This is a genomic window from Mucilaginibacter sp. P2_A4 (assembly GCF_056405015.1).
In genome coordinates this window covers 139,080-155,807 of the sequence record NZ_JBFUCX010000009.1, presented here as the reverse complement: position 1 = coordinate 155,807, position 16,728 = coordinate 139,080, and the positions used below count along the sequence as shown (strand labels likewise).

Below are 16,728 nucleotides of genomic sequence, written 5' to 3'. Positions count from 1 at the left end.
CTATCTACTTTTAATGACAAGCAGTATTGCGTTAATGCCAGACCATCTCATGGCCCAGGATAAAAGTTCAGAAAAAATAGTGTGGTCCGTACCCACGCAAATACCCGCAGCGCCGGGTATGGATATGCAGCGAGGACTTGCCGGTGTTTTCGCCGGGACAAGCCACGGCGTTTTAATTGTAGCGGGTGGCTCAAACTTTGCTGATGGCGCTATGCCGTGGCAAGGTGGCAAGAAGCTTCACTATGATGATGTTTATGTATTACAAAAAGCTAAAGGTGATTCTTTTACCTGGCTTAAGCCCAAAACAAACCACCTGTTGCAAAAAACAGCATATGGCGCAAGTACAACAATTGCCGATGGTGTAGTATGCGCGGGCGGCGAAACGGAAGAAGCACGGGAAAGCTCAAAGGTTTTTATGATGACATGGGATCTCAAAAAACAGGACATCGTTTTTACGGATCTTCCATCGTTGCCTGTACCCGTAGCTAATGCATGTATGAGCAGCATTGGTCGGGTGATTTATTTAATTGGTGGCGAGAGTGGGGGCAAGCCGTCGGCGAAATGCTTTACCCTTAATCTGGCTGATAGAAATCCAAAATGGAAGGTTTTGGCTGCTTTACCTGTAGCTATGTCACATTCGGTAGCGGTTACTCAATCCAACGGGAAATACCCTTGTGTTTACGTTATCGGCGGCCGAAGCAGTACAGCATCTGGCATAAGTGCTTTACATGGCTATACTTTTTGCTACGATCCATTGTATAACAAATGGATCAGGCTGGGCAATGTAAGTGATGGCAAACACCTGACTAATATCTCGGCTGCAACCGCTGTGGCCTGCGGTGCAAATAATATATTGTTGATAGGCGGAGATAAAGGAACAATTTTTCACCAGATAGAAACGTACAACTCGCTTATCGCGAAAGCTGCAACCGACGAAGAAAAACAACAATTGCAGGATCAGAAATTAGTGCTGTTGAATAATCATCCGGGTTTTAGTAAGGATGTTTACCAGTTTAATACAGTTAATTACTCCTGGGAAAAAGTTGGCGATTTGCCTTTTTACGGGCAGGTAACAACTACCGCTGTAAAGTGGAATAATGAGATATTTATCCCGGGAGGCGAGATCAAACCGGGCATCCGTACAGCGGCAATCAGCATGGGGAAATTTAATAGCAAATGAAAAAAGGAAAAAATTATCCCTGGATCCTAGTCGGCCTGTTATGGGTAGTGGCCTTGCTTAACTACATGGACAGGCAAATGTTATCGGTTATGAAACCGGCCATGGAAATAGATATAGCCGAATTAAGGTCTGCCACCAACTTTGGATACCTGATGGCGGTATTCTTGTGGATCTATGGGTTGATGAGCCCGGTTTCGGGGATCATTGCTGATAGGTTAAACCGTAAATGGCTCATCGTTTTTAGTTTATTTGTCTGGTCGGGAGTTACATTTGCCATGGGGTATGCCACCACATTTAACCAGCTTTATATCCTGAGGGCTGTCATGGGTATCAGCGAAGCCTTATATATTCCGGCAGGGTTATCGCTTATTGCTGATTTTCATTCCGCCAGATCAAGGTCCCTTGCCATAGGTGTACATATGACTGGTTTGTATGTTGGGCAGGCATTGGGCGGCTTTGGCGCAACGGCTGCCGCGGTTTTTTCATGGCAGGCAACCTTTCAATCATTTGGTGTTGTGGGGATGGTGTATTCATTAATTCTCATCCTCTTTTTGAAAGAGAAAGATAAAACGGCGGATGTAGCACTAACGGTAGTTCGGCCAGGCAAACCAGGCGTCAACCTCTTTAAAGGGTTGGCCGGCTTGTTGAGTAACAGGGCATTTTGGGTAATCCTATTTTATTTTGCGGTTTCAAGTTTGCCGGGCTGGGCCACAAAAAACTGGCTGCCCACGCTCTTTGCCCAAAATTTGCATATCCCCATGTCAACCGCAGGGCCATTATCTACTATAACCATTGCTGCTTCCTCTTTTATCGGGGTGATTACGGGCGGGCTATTATCTGATAGATGGGCGCGGGTTAACAAAAAGGGGAGGGTGTTTATAAGTGCCATTGGCCTGGCGCTCACGATTCCTGCATTGTTACTAATGGGTTTCGGCCACTCGCTCATATATGTTTTGGGAGCTGGTATCTGTTTCGGACTGGGATTTGGCATGTTTGATGCCAATAATATGCCTATCCTGTGCCAGTTTGTTTCGGCAAAATACCGGGCTACCGCCTACGGCATCATGAATATGACCGGCGTTTTTTTTGGCGCATTTATAACGGATAGCTTAGGCAAATCATCAGATGCCGGAAACCTGGGAAACGATTTTGCCATGCTGGCGGCCGTTGTACTGGTTGCGCTCGCGGTGCAATTGTATTTTCTTCGACCGGTACATGATGAATACGCAGATGCCTGATTTCATTCCACCCATAAAAATTAGCAAATGAAATTTAAGAACAAGTATTTGATATTACTACTGCTTAGTTTATTGAGTACTATAAAAAAACTGTATGGCCAAAATGGGGCTATTAAAATAGCTTGTATTGGCAATTCGGTTACGTATGGTTATGGCCTGGCTAAGCCCGCACAGGAGAGTTACCCTGCTCAATTACAAAAATTATTGGGTGCTCATTATAGTGTTTTAAACTTTGGGCACAGCGGGAGTACTTTATTAAAAAACGGGCATAATCCTTATTTTAAAACACCCGAGTTTGCAAATTTAATAGCTTCAAAACCAGATATAGCTATTATTCACCTTGGTCTTAACGATACCGACCCACGAGACTGGCCCGATTTTAAACAAAACTTTGAAGCTGATTATGCATGGTTCATTGACACCATCAGAAAGGCAAACCCGCGGGTAAAAGTATTTATATGCAAGCTAACGCCCATCTTCAGCGGGCATCCCCGGTTTAAATCTGGCACAAGGGATTGGTACGGGCAAATTCAAAACCTGATCCCGCTTATTGCTGCGGCAAACAACACCGGGCTCATTGATTTTCATGAGCCACTTTATAACCGGCCCAACCTTTTTGCAGATAATCTGCACCCGGATAAAGAAGGGGCATCGATATTGGCCCAAACAGTTTATGGCCGGCTTTCCGGGAATTATGGAGGCTTAAAATTACCTGCGGTGTTTACTAATCAAATGGTATTACAGCGTGATAGGCCTATCCCGGTTTACGGCAAAGCTAATGCCGGCGATGTGATTGAAGTGCGATTTAAAGGGAAAGATTTGAAGTCGAGGGCTGATGAAAATGGGGATTGGAGAGTGGTGCTCCCGGCGGCAAAGGCTGGTGGCCCTTTTAAAATGAACATATCCGGTAAAGACACCAGCATTAGCATCAGTAATATTTTATTAGGTGATGTATGGCTATGTGCGGGACAATCAAACATGTATTTTCCGTTAAGCAGGTCTGCAGGTGGCGATACAGCTATGAAAAGCGCTGTTGCAAACAGAAAACTACATTTATACAAGCTCAATTTGCAGGCCGAATCTGATCTGGGCGCCTGGGATTCGGTTAGTTTGGCTAAAGCTAATGGACTAACTTTTTTTTCAGGTTCCTGGAAAACTTGTGACAGCAGTTCGGCCGCTGGTTTTTCGGCGGTGGCCTATTATTTCGGTCAAAAAATATCCCGGGACGTAGGTGTACCTATCGGTTTAATTGAAGTGGCCGTTGGCGGTTCTCCAACAGAATCATGGATAGACCGGTATACTATGGAACATGATGATCAACTGGTTGATATGCTGAACAATTGGCGAACTTCAGACTATGAAATGCAGTTTTGCAGGGACAGGGCGGCCATCAATTTAAAAAATTCCACCAATTTAAAGCAGCGCCACACTTATGAGCCTTGCTATATCTATGAAGCCGCTATCGATCCTCTTACTCGTTTCCCGGTAAAAGGTGTTGTTTGGTACCAGGGCGAAAGTAATACACATAACATTGAGCTGTACAGCCATCTCTTTAAAACACTGGTTAGCAGCTGGCGGCAAAAATGGGGATATAATTTACCTTTTTATACAGTACAGTTATCGGGTATTAACCGGCCAGCGTGGCCTGCTTTCAGGGATGCACAGCGTAAACTGCAACAACAAATACCCAACACAGCAATGGCCGTAAGTTTTGATCTAGGCGATTCGTTGAACGTTCATCCAACCCGGAAAAAAGAAATAGGGGAAAGGCTGGCATTATTGGCCGGGCGCTATACTTATCATAAGCAAGTTAAAGCCAACGGGCCGGAGCCAAAAAACGCCCTGTTAAGGGGTAATACAATCGTACTGGCCTTTGCTTTTGCACAGGAATTAAAAAAGGCAGATAACAAATCATTAATTGGTTTCGAACTCATTACTAATAAGGGATGCAGCATTGCCGCACCTGCAATTATTAAAGGTAATAAGGTGTATATAACTGTGCCCGCCGGCGAAAAGATCAAAGCTGTCAATTATGCCCTGCAGCCTTTTACAAGAGCAAACTTAATTAATGAAGCGGGGCTGCCTGCTTCAACCTTTACCATGCATTGGCATGAAAAGGAGAATTTGTTTTATTAAATCTATAAAAATGAGTTATTCCGATATCGAACTAAATAAGTTAAAAATATTTTATGAACAGCAGTTGCTGCAGGATACAGTTCCATTCTGGTTCCCCCGTTCTGTTGATGAACAATGCGGCGGCTACCTGCTTATGCGCGACCAGGATGGTAGCTTAATTGATGATGACAAGGCCGTATGGATACAGGGCCGGGCGGCATGGTTACTGGCAACGCTTTACAATTCTGTAGAGCCGCGGCAGGAATGGCTGGAGGGCGCAAAAAGCGGTATCGATTTTTTAACCGATCATTGCTTTGACACTGATGGGCAGATGTTTTTTCATGTAACCCGCGATGGCAGCCCGATACGCAAAAGGCGGTATTATTTTTCCGAAACATTCGCGGTGATTGCTATGGCTGCCTATGCTAAGGCATCCGGTGATGAAACTATTGCCCAAAAAGCCAGGGATTTGTTTGGTAAATGCATTGAATATGCAACCGTACCAGGGCTGCTTCCCCCTAAATTTACATCAACCCGGCCGGCTAAAGGCATCGGCGTGCCCATGATTATGATGAATACCGCCCAGCAACTGCGGGAAACCATTGGTGATGAGCGTTGCGATGAATATATCACTAAATGGATAAGGGAAATTGAAACCGATTTTGTGAAGCACGATATTAAATGTGTAATGGAACAGGTGGCACCGGATGGAAGCATTATTGACCATATTGATGGGCGTACGCTTAATCCCGGGCATGCTATTGAGGGAGCCTGGTTTATTTTACACGAAGCCAAATACCGTAATAATGATGCTCACTTAATTGAGTTGGGTTGTACCATGCTTGATTATATGTGGGAACGCGGATGGGATAAGGAACATGGTGGTATTTTATATTATCGGGATGTATACGATAAGCCGGTACAGGAGTATTGGCAGGATATGAAATTCTGGTGGCCGCATAATGAAGTAATTATTGCCACCCTGCTGGCTTATACACTTACCGGTAACGAAAAATACGCCCGATGGCATAAACTGGTGCACGATTACGCCTACAGCAAATTTCATGACCCCGTAAACGGCGAATGGTTTGGTTATCTGCACCGCGATGGCACTGTGGCACAAACAGCTAAAGGTAATTTATTTAAAGGGCCATTTCATTTGCCCAGGCAGGAATGGTATTGTATGCAGTTATTAAAACAAATAATATAAATTATGAAAGTATTGACCATTTACATTGTTATAAATCTTTTTTGTGTTTCATTATGGGCACAGCAAAATGAGGTAAACGTTTTTAATTCAGGCTCCGAGGGGTACGGGTCTTTTCGGATTCCGGCTATTACCAAAGCCCCCAACGGTGATTTGCTTGCCTTTGCAGAAGGCAGGGTGAACGGAGACGACGATTTTGGCAACATTCAGATTGTACTGAAACGGAGTAGCGATGGCGGAAAGAATTGGAGTGCTTTGCAGGTTGTGGCATCTAACGATACCCTGCAAACGGGTAATGCAGCACCGGTATGGGACCTTACAGATGCGGCTTATCCCAAAGGGAGGCTGTTTTTATTTTACAATACAGGCAATGCAACCGAAAGTAACGTGCGCAAGGGGATGGGCTTACGGGAGGTATGGTATAAAACCTCAACCGATAATGGTTTAACCTGGTCAGCCCCGGTTAACATTACGTTGCAGGTACACAAGCCTAAACAACCACAGGTAAACAGCGCCTATAACTTTAAAGAGGACTGGCGGAGTTATGCCAATACACCAGGTCACGCCATCCAACTGATGGACGGAAAATACAAAGGACGGATTTACATAGCAGCTAACCACTCGGCAGGTGAACCGCAAAAGCATTATGCTGATGGCCGCGCCTTTGGATATTATACAGATGATCATGGCAAAACCTTTAAGTTAAGCGAAGAGGTAAATATGCCTGGTGCCAATGAAAATATGGCTGTTGAACTGGCTGGTAATAAACTGATGATGAATATTCGTAACCAACTTGGCAATGTAAAGCAGCGCATCATCGCCATAAGTAACAACGGCGGCCAGTCCTGGGATACCACTTATTTTGATGCTCACCTTCCTGACCCCATTTGCCAGGGCAGTATTTTAAATTTAGGTAAAAGAGGTAACAAAGCTATCCTGGCTGTTTGTAATGATGCCGATACTTTGCACCGGGATAACCTTACACTCCGCATCAGCTTTGACGAAGGTAAAACATGGAAGTATAATGTTGTTATCGCAAAATCTCCGATAGGTTATAAAGGAGCTTTTAGCGCTTACTCTGACCTGGTAGCAGTTGATAAAAAGCATATTGGCATATTATACGAAAAGGATGAATATAAACATATCGTTTTCACGACCCATAGCTGGTAGCTCTGACCGATAGATGAGCATAGTGTTTACACACAAATCAAAAGCCTCAAGTCGAAAGATTTGAGGCTTTTGATTTGGCTTCTTAGCCGCAGCAGCACCCGAACGTATTAAAGTTTTGTTTGTATTGGGTTTACATACTTTAATTTTGGTTAAGCCAAAAAAGTTTTCTTAACTTAGTATATACCGTTGATCCTCAATTATTTTACCGCTTATGATCGCATTAAAAGTTAATGATAAATCGTATCAGGTAGACGCCAGTCCCGATATGCCGCTACTGTGGGTACTCAGAGATCTGTTAGGCCTCACAGGCACTAAATTTGGCTGCGGCGTTGCACAATGCGGCGCATGCACGGTTCATTTAAATGGCGAGGCCATACGATCCTGCGTCACGAAAGTTAGCCGGGCCCAAGGTCAAAATATAGTCACGATTGAAGGTTTATCACTCAATAACGATCATCCTTTGCAAAAAGCATGGGTTGAGTTTGATGTGCCACAATGTGGTTATTGCCAATCCGGGCAATTGATGTCAGCTGCGGTGCTACTCCGCGAAAATCCTAATCCTACTGATCAGGATATTGATGATGCCATGTCTGGCAATATTTGTCGCTGCGGTACTTACCCGCGTATCAGGCAGGCTATACATAAAGCTGCAGAAATGCAAAAGGAAGGGGGCAAATCATGAGCGATCAACAAACAGCGATCAGTCGTCGTAATTTCCTGAAAGCGGGCGCATTATTGAGCGGTGGATTATTGATATCCTTTACTATTCCACATGCCAATCGTTTGCTGATACAGGATGCCACAACCGCTTTTGCACCCAACGCCTTTTTACGTATAGGTGCCGACAACAGTATCACGGTGATATTAAGCCACGTTGAAATGGGGCAAGGCATCTGGACCACGCTGCCCATGATCCTTGCAGAAGAATTGGATGCCGACTGGGACAACATTAAAGTGATGCATAGCGGAGTTGATAAAGATTATAACCACACCATATATGGCATCCAGATTACCGGCGGATCCAGCAGCACCTGGTCGGAGTTTGACCGATACCGGAAGGCTGGAGCAACTGCGCGTGTTATGTTAACCCAGGCCGCTGCAAAACGCACCGGGGTGGCAATTGAAAACTGTACTACTAAAAATGGTTATGTAATAGCAGGTGGTAAAAAATTAAGTTATGGTGAACTGGCCACTGAAGCGTCAACATTGCCGGTACCTCAAAATGTTACCCTGAGGCCACCGGCGCAGTGGAAATTGATTGGTAAAGGAGTTAAACGTCTCGATGCTTCGGTTAAAACAAACGGGCAGGCTAAGTTTGGAATGGATATACAGTTTCCTGGCATGCTTACCGCTGTTGTAGCCCATGCGCCTGTATTTGGGGGCAAGGTGAAATCGTTTGATGCCTCGGGGGCAAAAGCCGTTCCTGGTGTTAAAGAGGTGGTAGAAATTCCTACGGGCATTGCAGTGATTGCCGATCATTTTTGGGCCGCTAACCAGGGTCGAAAAGCTTTAAAAATAATATGGGATGATGGAGCCGGTGCCAACTTAAGCACCAAAACACAAGTTGATGCCTATCAGAAACTCGCCCATACCGATGGTTTAAAGGCCGCGCAAAAGGGTAATGTTGATCAAGGTTTGGCTAAAGCGGCTAAATTACTCAAGGCGGAATACGTTTTCCCTTATCTTGCCCATGCGCCTATGGAACCCTTGAATTGCACGGTGAAAATAAGCAATGATAAATGCGAGATATGGACCGGCACACAGCTGCCTGGTATTGATCTGGCGGCCGCGGCCAGGATATTAGGCATGAAGCCCGAGCAAATAACCATGAATGTAGTGTTTCTTGGTGGAGGTTTTGGTCGCCGGGCTACCATTACGTCTGATTTTGTTTCGGAGGCCGTACATATAGCCAAAGCGAGCGGTAAGTTTGTGAAAATGGTTTGGACGCGTGAAGATGACATGAAAGGCGGTTATTACCGCCCAATGTTTGTACACCGCATCAACACAGGCTTAGACGCATCTGGTATGCCCATAGCGTGGCGGCATAATATCGTTGGTCAGTCTATTATGGCTGGTACTCCGTTTGAATCCAAAGATGGGGTCGATTCTACATCGGTAGAGGGGATTGCTGATTCGCCCTATTTTGAAACCGTACCTGATCATTTTGTTGGCTTACACACCGCTAAAGAAGTTGTCCCGGTATTATGGTTCCGCTCGGTTGGCCATACCCATACTGCCTATGTTATGGAAACCATGGTTGATGAACTGGCTCATACAGCAGGGCAGGATCCGGTTACTTACCGGCGCAAGTTGCTGCAAAAGTCACCACGTCATCTGGCGGCCTTAAACCTGGTAGCCGAAAAAGCCGAATGGGATAAGAAATTGCCGGAAGGCCGGTATAAAGGGATTGCTGTACACGAAGCCTTCGGCAGCTATGTGGCGCAGGTGGCAGAAATAAGCATTGATAACGGGAAGCCAAGGGTGCATAAAGTAACCTGCGCAATAGATTGTGGGCTTGCCGTTAATCCCGATGGGGTAAAAGCCCAAATGGAAAGCGGTATTATTTTTGGCCTTACAATGGCGTTGTATGGCGAATTGACCATTGAAAAAGGACAGTTGCAGCAAAGTAATTTCTACGATTACCGTATTGCCCGTATGAATGAGTCGCCTGAAATTGATGTCTACATTGTTGATAGCAATGAGAAAATGGGGGGCGCGGGCGAATGTGCAGTACCGCCAACCGCACCTGCTATTGCCAATGCCATCTTCGCGGCAACCGGCAAGCGCATTTATAATTTACCCATCATGAACACTCCTTTAAAACACATCTCATGAGCAGCAAAAAGCCATTTATTCTCATAGTATTGCTATTGGCAACAATTGGTATTACTGTAATGTCATTTAAGGGAGCACCTGTTGATCATAATACCTTGGCTACTTTACCTAAGGATAGCATAGGGTCTGTTAAGGCCTTTATGTCCGTTTATAAAGTGCTAAAGAGCGCGCGCTGCATGAACTGTCACCCCAACGGTGATGTGCCTTTGCAGGGTGATGACAATCACCTTCATACTATGGGGGTAAAACGCGGTCCGGATGGTAGGGGCTTATATGCGATGAAATGCAGCAACTGTCATCAGGCCGAAAATGCTCCGGGTATACATACACCTCCTGGAAATCCCAAATGGAGTTTACCGCCCGCAAATATGCGGATGGTTTTCCAGGGAAAAACGCCGAGGCAACTGGCCCTGCAACTGCTGGATCCCAAACAAAATGGCGGAAGAAGCAAACAACAGTTAATTGATCATATGGCCTCGGATGATTTAGTATCCTGGGCCTGGAATCCGGGCGCCGGCAGAACTTTACCGCCGTTTAGCCATACAGCTTTTAGCGCGCAGGTGAAATTATGGATAGCTAAAGGAGCATACGCACCTGCCAGGTAATTTGGGCTTTCCCCTGGCTAAGCGTTGCGCTGACCGGTGGAGATGATCAGCTTTAGGTTTGGCAGCGCGGTTAATATTTCGCGGTTTAATGGGCTGCGTTCACGCATGATGCACGGTGTTTCAAAGGGCCGCCGGCGCGGCTGAACCATTGATGTGGTCATTAAAAACGGTCAGCTGCGCGCGTTCTGCGCGGGTTGGCCGGGCACGGTTAAGGCTATATTCTGGTAATCGTCAAGAACGGCTATTTGCATAGTTCCAAATTTCTATAATTTCTTTTTTTGTGTGGCTTAAGAAAAGCTGGAGCAAAGGGAGATGATGAGCTGTGACGGTAAAATACCAGGGAATTTTGGCTGAGCTGGAGCATTGACCTGGCTATACCGTAAAAAACGTGTTGCATTTCAACTTATAGTCCATAACAATGTAACTTGCCTCACACTAACCCAAAATCGATAGGATGTTTTTAAAAGTTAATAAAGTGTTGATCTCAGGTATCGTCTTGTTATCATTCAGTACAGCTGGTATGGCACAGACCGGCGAACCGGTGGAAAAAAATAAGGCCAATAGCCTGTATAAACCAGCCTTTCCCGGGCAAACGCGTATGGGCAGCGTTAAAACTAAAACGCCCTATACGGTTAACGTTATCAGCACCGAGCTGAAAAGCCCCTGGGGTATGCACGTTTTGCCAGACGGTCGTTTACTCATCAGCAGTAAGCCGGGAACTATGCAAATACTAACAACTGACGGAAAAATTGCTAAAACCATCACCGGTTTCCCGGAGGTACAGTATGCCGGCCAGGGTGGATTGCTTGATGTTAATATTGATCCTGATTTTGCCAAAAACCACATGTTGTACTGGACCTACGCTCAACCCGGCAAAGGCTCCACACTGGCAGTGGCCAAGGGCAAACTATCGGCTGATGAAACCAGGCTGGAAAATGTAAAAGTGATCTGGGAAGCTTATCCGCGTTATCAGGGCGCCGGTCAGTTTGGTTCGCGTTTGATTTTTGATCAGCAAGGTAATATTTTCGTCAGCTCAGGCGATCGGCAATCGGACGATATCCGCGTAAAAGCACAAGACCTGGGAGCGAGCACCGGTAAGATCATCCATATCACCAAAGAGGGAAAACCTGTTGCCGATAATCCGTTTGCTGGCAAAGCGGGTGCCAAACCCGAAATATATGCCTATGGCTTCCGTAACCCTGACGGCCTTTCCATTAACCCTGTTACCGGCGGCCTTTGGGAGGCCGAATTTGGCCCACGTGGCGGTGATGAGATCAATCTGATCAAGCCCGGCGGTAACTATGGCTGGCCTTTTGTTACTTATGGTATCGAATACAGTGGAGAAAAGGTTTATGAAGGGATACAACAAAAACCTGGCACGATACAGCCGGTTTACTATTGGGACCCGGTTATTTCCCCTGGCTGCATGATGTTTTATACAGGCAACATTGCCGAATGGAAAAACAACCTTTTCGTAGGCGCTTTGAGCGGACAGCACATCATTCGCTTGGTTATCAAAAATAACAAAGTTGTGGGCGAAGAGCGTTTGCTGGCGGATAAAAACGAACGCTGGCGCTGTATAGCTACCGGTAAAGACGGTGCTATTTACGCCGCCACCGATGGCGGTAAATTATACAAGATAGCTAAGTGATGATATTAAATTTCTGAACCGCATATGGGCCTGCATCTTATGCAGGCCCATATGCATTCTTTTTAATAATATTTAAGCAAAGGATATTCCCCCGGTGGGGAGGCCAAAAATACTGTCTCAGGGTTTCTTACTGAGCCAAATCCTGTTTAATAATAATTTTTCTTGTTCCTTTGGATGCGCCGTTAAGGTGATGTCATAAAAGCCTTCTTTAGGAAAAACGAACTCGCCGATCTGGTTATTTACAAATTCATCGGTATAACTGTCATGCGGCTCAACAACTACTTTTCCGGTTGGGTTCAATGATTGTAAGCGTTGTTGATCGCCTACACTGATTTTTACCTGCATAGCGGTTTTCGAATTATGGTGGTAGGATAGATCTGCGTTATAGGTTCCCGGGCCTGGTATGTATACCCGCCAGGTCAATACGCCGGTTTTATCTAAAACCAGGTGAGAGGGGCGCAAACCGTCAAAAAGCACATTTTTATATGATGACATTTTTTCCGAAGTATTAGATCCGGTTAAAGCCGTCCCGCCGAATGTGGATTCAGCTGCTACCTTTTCATCAAGTTCTACCGGCTGCGGATATGTTAAGGCGATGACGGACACCAGATGGTCCCCTGCAGCGTTCGGCAACTGGATATGGGTGTACGGGCCTGTTTGAACAAAATTTAAGTTCACCTTGCCGGCATCGGTGATCAGTTCGGCTTTTTCAGGCTTGGATAAAATTCCGGTTAAACGTAGTATCCTGTCAAGGGGCCAGTTGTATACTTGAAGATAAACGATCTGTTTATGATCCAGTGTTTTTGTCGTGATCCGTCCCCAGTCGTGCTGATCAGGCCGTAAGCCAAGACCTGTACACCCGTAAACAGATTCTCCGTTTTTGTCAAGCCAGGCACCCATTTCATCCAACCTCGTCTGGTCTTCATAGGGAACCGAGCCATCGGCCCGCGGGCCGATATTTAAAGTGAATCCCCCGTTGAGACTGACATTACCTATAAGCGATTGCAGTAACTGGCTGGTGGATTTGTACTCGTTCTCCAGGGCATTATACCCCCATGAATTGGCGATGGTTCCGGATGTTTCCCAAGGGTGATTGGTGTAAACCGCTCCCAGCTGGTTATCGCCCATCGTTTCGAAATCAATGCCCGGATAATTTGCCGGTAAACCCAGCCTTGAATTGATTAGGCAAGCTGGTTGTAATTCATGGATCAGGTTGATCACCTGGTTCAGCTGCTCTTTTTTTACAATTGTTGATTTATAGTCTACCCACATATCAAACCAAATCATGGCAATGTCCCCATAGTCGGTGAGTAGTTCGCGTAGTTGCGGCAAAACTTTGCCCTGCCAGTATTTATTATATTGCTCATCTGTAATACGTCCGGTTATTTCCTGGTTGTGATCCCAGCCATCCGGATGTTCCCAATCGAGCCAGTGCGAATAATAAAAGCCCAGCTTCATACCATGCTTTTTACAGGCCGCGGCCAGCTCCTTCAGCACATCCCTGTCTGTGCCACTGAGTTTACTCAAGTTGTTAGCGCTTACCTTAGAATTCCAGATAGCGATCCCGTCATGATGTTTCGCGGTAATGAGGATATATTTCATGCCTGCCTTTTTAGCCAGCAGCACCCATTGTTCAGGGTCTATTTTATCCCAATCAAACCGTTTGGCTAACCGGACATATTCTGTTTCGGAGATGCGGTTGCGATAGCGGATCCATTCTGCATAATTATTACCGTTTCTCAAACGTTCACCTTTCCATATGCCTTCAGCCGCGCTGTATAAGCCCCAGTGAATAAACATGCCGAAACGGGCATTGGTAAACCATTTGACCTTGTCCTGTTCATCTGATGTAGATTGAGCCTGAACGGCATATACGGTAAAGCATAGCAATAAAGAAAGCAGCGTACGTTTCATCATTTCTTGATGTATAGGTATTTGACAATTAAGACGTTTTATAATGGTTTATAAAAATACGAATCACTTATAGTTTAAAACTTAGCAAAATTATCATTTAATTCAGCGGGATTGGCACTGCTGGGATCAGCAGGCATATCAAAACGCTCATCGCTGAATAAGCGCGGCGTAGATCTTTGCGCGGTTATAGGCAGATGGGCGCTCGGCCAGTTTGGTGATCTGGTTGTAGCCCAGCGCTGTGAACAAGGTGTTAAGACTTGGGAATGAAAGGGGATAGGGTACCCAGGGATTGGCGCTGTCCGTATCATATTCAACGATCAGAAAAGCCGGAGCTCCTGAAAAATAAGCCTCGAGCTTAGCAATTAGTTTTTTCTTGTCACGTACATAATGGAGCGAATTGGCCATCATTATGCCATCGAGACCGGCTAATTTCAGGTCATCTGTTTCAAAATTGGCCATGGTAAAATTCACCGGAATATCCAGGTGCTGAATTTGCCGGTCAACAGTCCAGATCTCACTTCCCGCCGGCAAAAGGTGAAAAAGCGCCCCGGTAAACGTTCCTCCGCCGCAGCCCAAATCAGCCCAGCGTTGCGCTGAACCGGCCGTAATTCCGTTACTGATCAGCGCTATAGCATCGGTTTGTTTCATGCTTTTAAAATTCTCCTTATCAAAAATAAGCACTTAGCCAGGGATACTATCTTTGCGCTCCATTAATTTTGACGGTTTGCTGTCTTTTCCCACGATCCTGTTCATCGACAAGATCTACATGGGGTGATGTATTGGGAAATGAGTTGGACAAGGGCTGGCATATCGGGTAAAGGGGAAGTGGCGCTTGATGCCAGTTTACACATGGCGGAATAACCGTTAGCTAATTACTGTTACAGGAAATTCCTCAGGCTTATAAAAAATTTATAGATGACGGCTGTCGCATGTTCGGAAAAAGAATAAACGGCGATTTGTGAATAGCAGCATGTTTGTAAAGCACCACCAACGCAAATAAGATGGATTAATTACAGCTGCGCCGGCTTGCGGCACAGCTGTATTTAAGTTTATTACCAGTTAGGGTTTTGCTTCAAGTTTGGATTAAGCAACAGGTCCTGGGTGGGCAGGGGAAATAAATAATCCCTGGCTTCATTAAATTTTTTAGGGGTGCTGGGGTTAATCACGATGTTGCCCCCGGCTGTTCCGTTCTCGAGGGAAACATCAGTTCCAAGTTTTAAGAACTGCGCGTTAGGAATATTGGGCTGATCGCCGGTGTAAATGACCAGATCTGTTTTGCCATCTCTGTCAAGATCATAACTGCCAGCTCCTGGAAAATAGGCGCCCTTAAACTGATCGGTAAGCAGGTGTCCTTCTTTCCATCTCATCAGGTCGTTATACCTAAATCCTTCCATCACCAGTTCAATACGACGTTCACGCCGAATCTCCAGTATCACTCCCTTATTTGAGCCAGTTACATTTTTATATTGTGAAGCTAAATAAGGATCAGGGGAGATGTTTGATGTGGCCATAATCATTCCGGGCATACCCACACGATCCCTTAGTTTCTTAACCGATTTATCCAGATCAGCCTGTGTTAAAGTTCCCAGTTCCGCTTTCGCTTCGGTATAGTTTAACAACACTTCGGCATATCTGAAAATGGGCAGCGGATTTGGCGATTTGCCATTGGCGTCGTTCGCCGCGGCTGTTACAAACTTGGTGAGCTGGTATCCGGTTACTGTACCTGAATAGGAAGGGGCAAGTACATTGGTGCCATCAACACGCTTATATCCGGGTGTGCGTATGGTTTGGGCCAACCGGGGATCCCTGTCTTTGGTTTCTTCAGCAAACTGCATGGTTGCATATCCTGCTTTGTCTGTAAATCGGGACCCATCTTTCATAAGATAGCTATTTACCAGGCGTTTTTCCAGTCCTGGCTTACCAAATGATGGTGAAACCGTGTAATAATTAACGTTGTGCGTTAGCTGCAGGCTGGCGCTGTAAGGCCTTGCCAGGATCACTTCCGTGGTATTTACATTCAAGGCACTGAATAGATCGGTGTAGGCCTTATCGGCTGAACTGCTGTAAACGGTGTGAGGGCCCTGGTCTATAACTTGCGCCGCTGCATCGGCAGAAGCTTTCAGGAATTTTTCGGCGTCGGGAAGTTTAAACTCCGTGTGGTACTTGCGGAATGTGCCTTCAAATAAACCTAACCTTGCTTTAAGGGCCAGTGCTGTCCACTTACTCACCTCAACGGGCGATTGTGTTACCGGTAAATGCGCTATGGCAAAATCTATATCATTCAGTACAGAGTCCATGACCAAAGTACGGGGATCCCGGGCTTTGGTTAGCGCCGTATTGTCTGTAGCATCAATAGGTTTAGAATACCAGGGCACGTCGCCAAAGTGGGATACCATATTGGCATAAAAATATGCCCTGAAAAATTTGGCTACAGCTACATATTTATCAGTAATGGTTGGGCTAAGTCCTCCACGGCTGTAATTCTGGAGGAAATAGTTAACATTACGCATGTTATCCCAGGTCCAACCGCCACCTGAAACGGGTACCAGGCGATTGCCGGTAACTTTCTGGTCAAGCGAGTTTAACACTATGTTGTCGCTGTTTTCTCCGTACAGACTGGTAAAACCGTTATCCTCGTAATCAGAATAAGGCAGCATTTTATCATAAAATGATAGTACGTAAAGCCGAAGCTCATTTTCTGAGTTGAAGCTTTTGTCTGGAGATATCTGGGAAAGCGGTTCCCGGTCAAGTGATTTGGAGCAGGCAGATAGCAGGAGCATGCCCGCGAAAGCCATGTATAAGATCTTTTTCAT

12 protein-coding genes are annotated in these 16,728 nt (G+C 45.7%); 9 read left to right on the top strand and 3 right to left on the bottom strand.

From position 1 onward, the window contains the following. Positions 1–13 precede the first annotated feature (13 nt). The 9 genes from AC1DYB_RS17415 (at position 14) to AC1DYB_RS17375 (ending at position 12,001) form a co-directional block, all read left to right on the top strand. Positions 14–1,180, top strand: coding sequence for a galactose oxidase (locus AC1DYB_RS17415; RefSeq protein ID WP_477436840.1), 1,167 nt, complete (start codon positions 14–16; stop codon positions 1,178–1,180). Next, a complete protein-coding gene (locus AC1DYB_RS17410; RefSeq protein WP_477436838.1) occupies positions 1,177–2,418 on the top strand; it encodes an MFS transporter in 1,242 nt (413 codons plus the stop codon). The genes AC1DYB_RS17415 and AC1DYB_RS17410 overlap by 4 nt, the downstream gene beginning before the upstream one ends. Before the next feature lie 27 nt (positions 2,419–2,445). Beyond that, positions 2,446–4,554, top strand: coding sequence for a GDSL-type esterase/lipase family protein (locus tag AC1DYB_RS17405; protein WP_477436836.1), 2,109 nt, complete (start codon positions 2,446–2,448; stop codon positions 4,552–4,554). A gap of 10 nt (positions 4,555–4,564) precedes the next feature. Beyond that, positions 4,565–5,743, top strand: coding sequence for an AGE family epimerase/isomerase (locus tag AC1DYB_RS17400; RefSeq protein ID WP_477436834.1), 1,179 nt, complete (start codon positions 4,565–4,567; stop codon positions 5,741–5,743). 3 nt (positions 5,744–5,746) lie between these two features. After that, positions 5,747–6,910 (top strand): sialidase family protein, encoded by a 1,164-nt coding sequence (locus tag AC1DYB_RS17395; RefSeq protein ID WP_477436832.1) that lies wholly within the window; start codon positions 5,747–5,749, stop codon positions 6,908–6,910. A 211-nt stretch (positions 6,911–7,121) separates the two neighbouring features. Continuing rightward, the gene (locus AC1DYB_RS17390) at positions 7,122–7,592 is read left to right on the top strand and encodes a (2Fe-2S)-binding protein (protein ID WP_477397582.1); all 471 of its coding nucleotides are present in this window, start codon (positions 7,122–7,124) and stop codon (positions 7,590–7,592) included. Continuing rightward, positions 7,589–9,745, top strand: a complete 2,157-nt coding sequence (locus tag AC1DYB_RS17385) for a xanthine dehydrogenase family protein molybdopterin-binding subunit (RefSeq protein WP_477436830.1) — start codon at positions 7,589–7,591, stop codon at positions 9,743–9,745. The genes AC1DYB_RS17390 and AC1DYB_RS17385 overlap by 4 nt, the downstream gene beginning before the upstream one ends. After that, positions 9,742–10,350, top strand: a complete 609-nt coding sequence (locus AC1DYB_RS17380) for a hypothetical protein (protein ID WP_477436828.1) — start codon at positions 9,742–9,744, stop codon at positions 10,348–10,350. The genes AC1DYB_RS17385 and AC1DYB_RS17380 overlap by 4 nt, the downstream gene beginning before the upstream one ends. Positions 10,351–10,804: 454 nt before the next feature. Then, complete coding sequence (locus AC1DYB_RS17375) at positions 10,805–12,001, top strand: PQQ-dependent sugar dehydrogenase (RefSeq protein WP_477436826.1); 1,197 nt, start codon at positions 10,805–10,807, stop codon at positions 11,999–12,001. A gap of 117 nt (positions 12,002–12,118) precedes the next feature. Here AC1DYB_RS17375 and AC1DYB_RS17370 read toward each other — a convergent pair whose 3' ends face one another. The 3 genes from AC1DYB_RS17370 to AC1DYB_RS17360 form a co-directional block, all read right to left on the bottom strand. Then, positions 12,119–13,918: an alpha-L-fucosidase gene (locus AC1DYB_RS17370; protein ID WP_477436824.1), complete on the bottom strand. Its 1,800-nt coding sequence runs from the start codon at positions 13,916–13,918 to the stop codon at positions 12,119–12,121. A 144-nt stretch (positions 13,919–14,062) separates the two neighbouring features. Then, positions 14,063–14,563: a class I SAM-dependent methyltransferase gene (locus AC1DYB_RS17365; RefSeq protein ID WP_477436822.1), complete on the bottom strand. Its 501-nt coding sequence runs from the start codon at positions 14,561–14,563 to the stop codon at positions 14,063–14,065. A 404-nt stretch (positions 14,564–14,967) separates the two neighbouring features. Next, positions 14,968–16,728: a RagB/SusD family nutrient uptake outer membrane protein gene (locus AC1DYB_RS17360; protein ID WP_477436820.1), complete on the bottom strand. Its 1,761-nt coding sequence runs from the start codon at positions 16,726–16,728 to the stop codon at positions 14,968–14,970.

What these genes read in the sequence shown, in the direction of transcription:
- AC1DYB_RS17385 (WP_477436830.1), top strand. Translation starts at nt 7,589, where the DNA reads ATGAGCGATCAACAAACAGCGATCAGTCGTCGTAATTTCCTGAAAGCG.
- AC1DYB_RS17415 (WP_477436840.1), top strand. Translation starts at nt 14, where the DNA reads ATGACAAGCAGTATTGCGTTAATGCCAGACCATCTCATGGCCCAGGAT.
- AC1DYB_RS17400 (WP_477436834.1), top strand. Translation starts at nt 4,565, where the DNA reads ATGAGTTATTCCGATATCGAACTAAATAAGTTAAAAATATTTTATGAA.
- AC1DYB_RS17380 (WP_477436828.1), top strand. Translation starts at nt 9,742, where the DNA reads ATGAGCAGCAAAAAGCCATTTATTCTCATAGTATTGCTATTGGCAACA.
- AC1DYB_RS17405 (WP_477436836.1), top strand. Translation starts at nt 2,446, where the DNA reads ATGAAATTTAAGAACAAGTATTTGATATTACTACTGCTTAGTTTATTG.
- AC1DYB_RS17370 (WP_477436824.1), bottom strand. Translation starts at nt 13,918, where the DNA reads ATGATGAAACGTACGCTGCTTTCTTTATTGCTATGCTTTACCGTATAT.
- AC1DYB_RS17360 (WP_477436820.1), bottom strand. Translation starts at nt 16,728, where the DNA reads ATGAAAAAGATCTTATACATGGCTTTCGCGGGCATGCTCCTGCTATCT.
- AC1DYB_RS17410 (WP_477436838.1), top strand. Translation starts at nt 1,177, where the DNA reads ATGAAAAAAGGAAAAAATTATCCCTGGATCCTAGTCGGCCTGTTATGG.
- AC1DYB_RS17395 (WP_477436832.1), top strand. Translation starts at nt 5,747, where the DNA reads ATGAAAGTATTGACCATTTACATTGTTATAAATCTTTTTTGTGTTTCA.
- AC1DYB_RS17365 (WP_477436822.1), bottom strand. Translation starts at nt 14,563, where the DNA reads ATGAAACAAACCGATGCTATAGCGCTGATCAGTAACGGAATTACGGCC.
- AC1DYB_RS17390 (WP_477397582.1), top strand. Translation starts at nt 7,122, where the DNA reads ATGATCGCATTAAAAGTTAATGATAAATCGTATCAGGTAGACGCCAGT.
- AC1DYB_RS17375 (WP_477436826.1), top strand. Translation starts at nt 10,805, where the DNA reads ATGTTTTTAAAAGTTAATAAAGTGTTGATCTCAGGTATCGTCTTGTTA.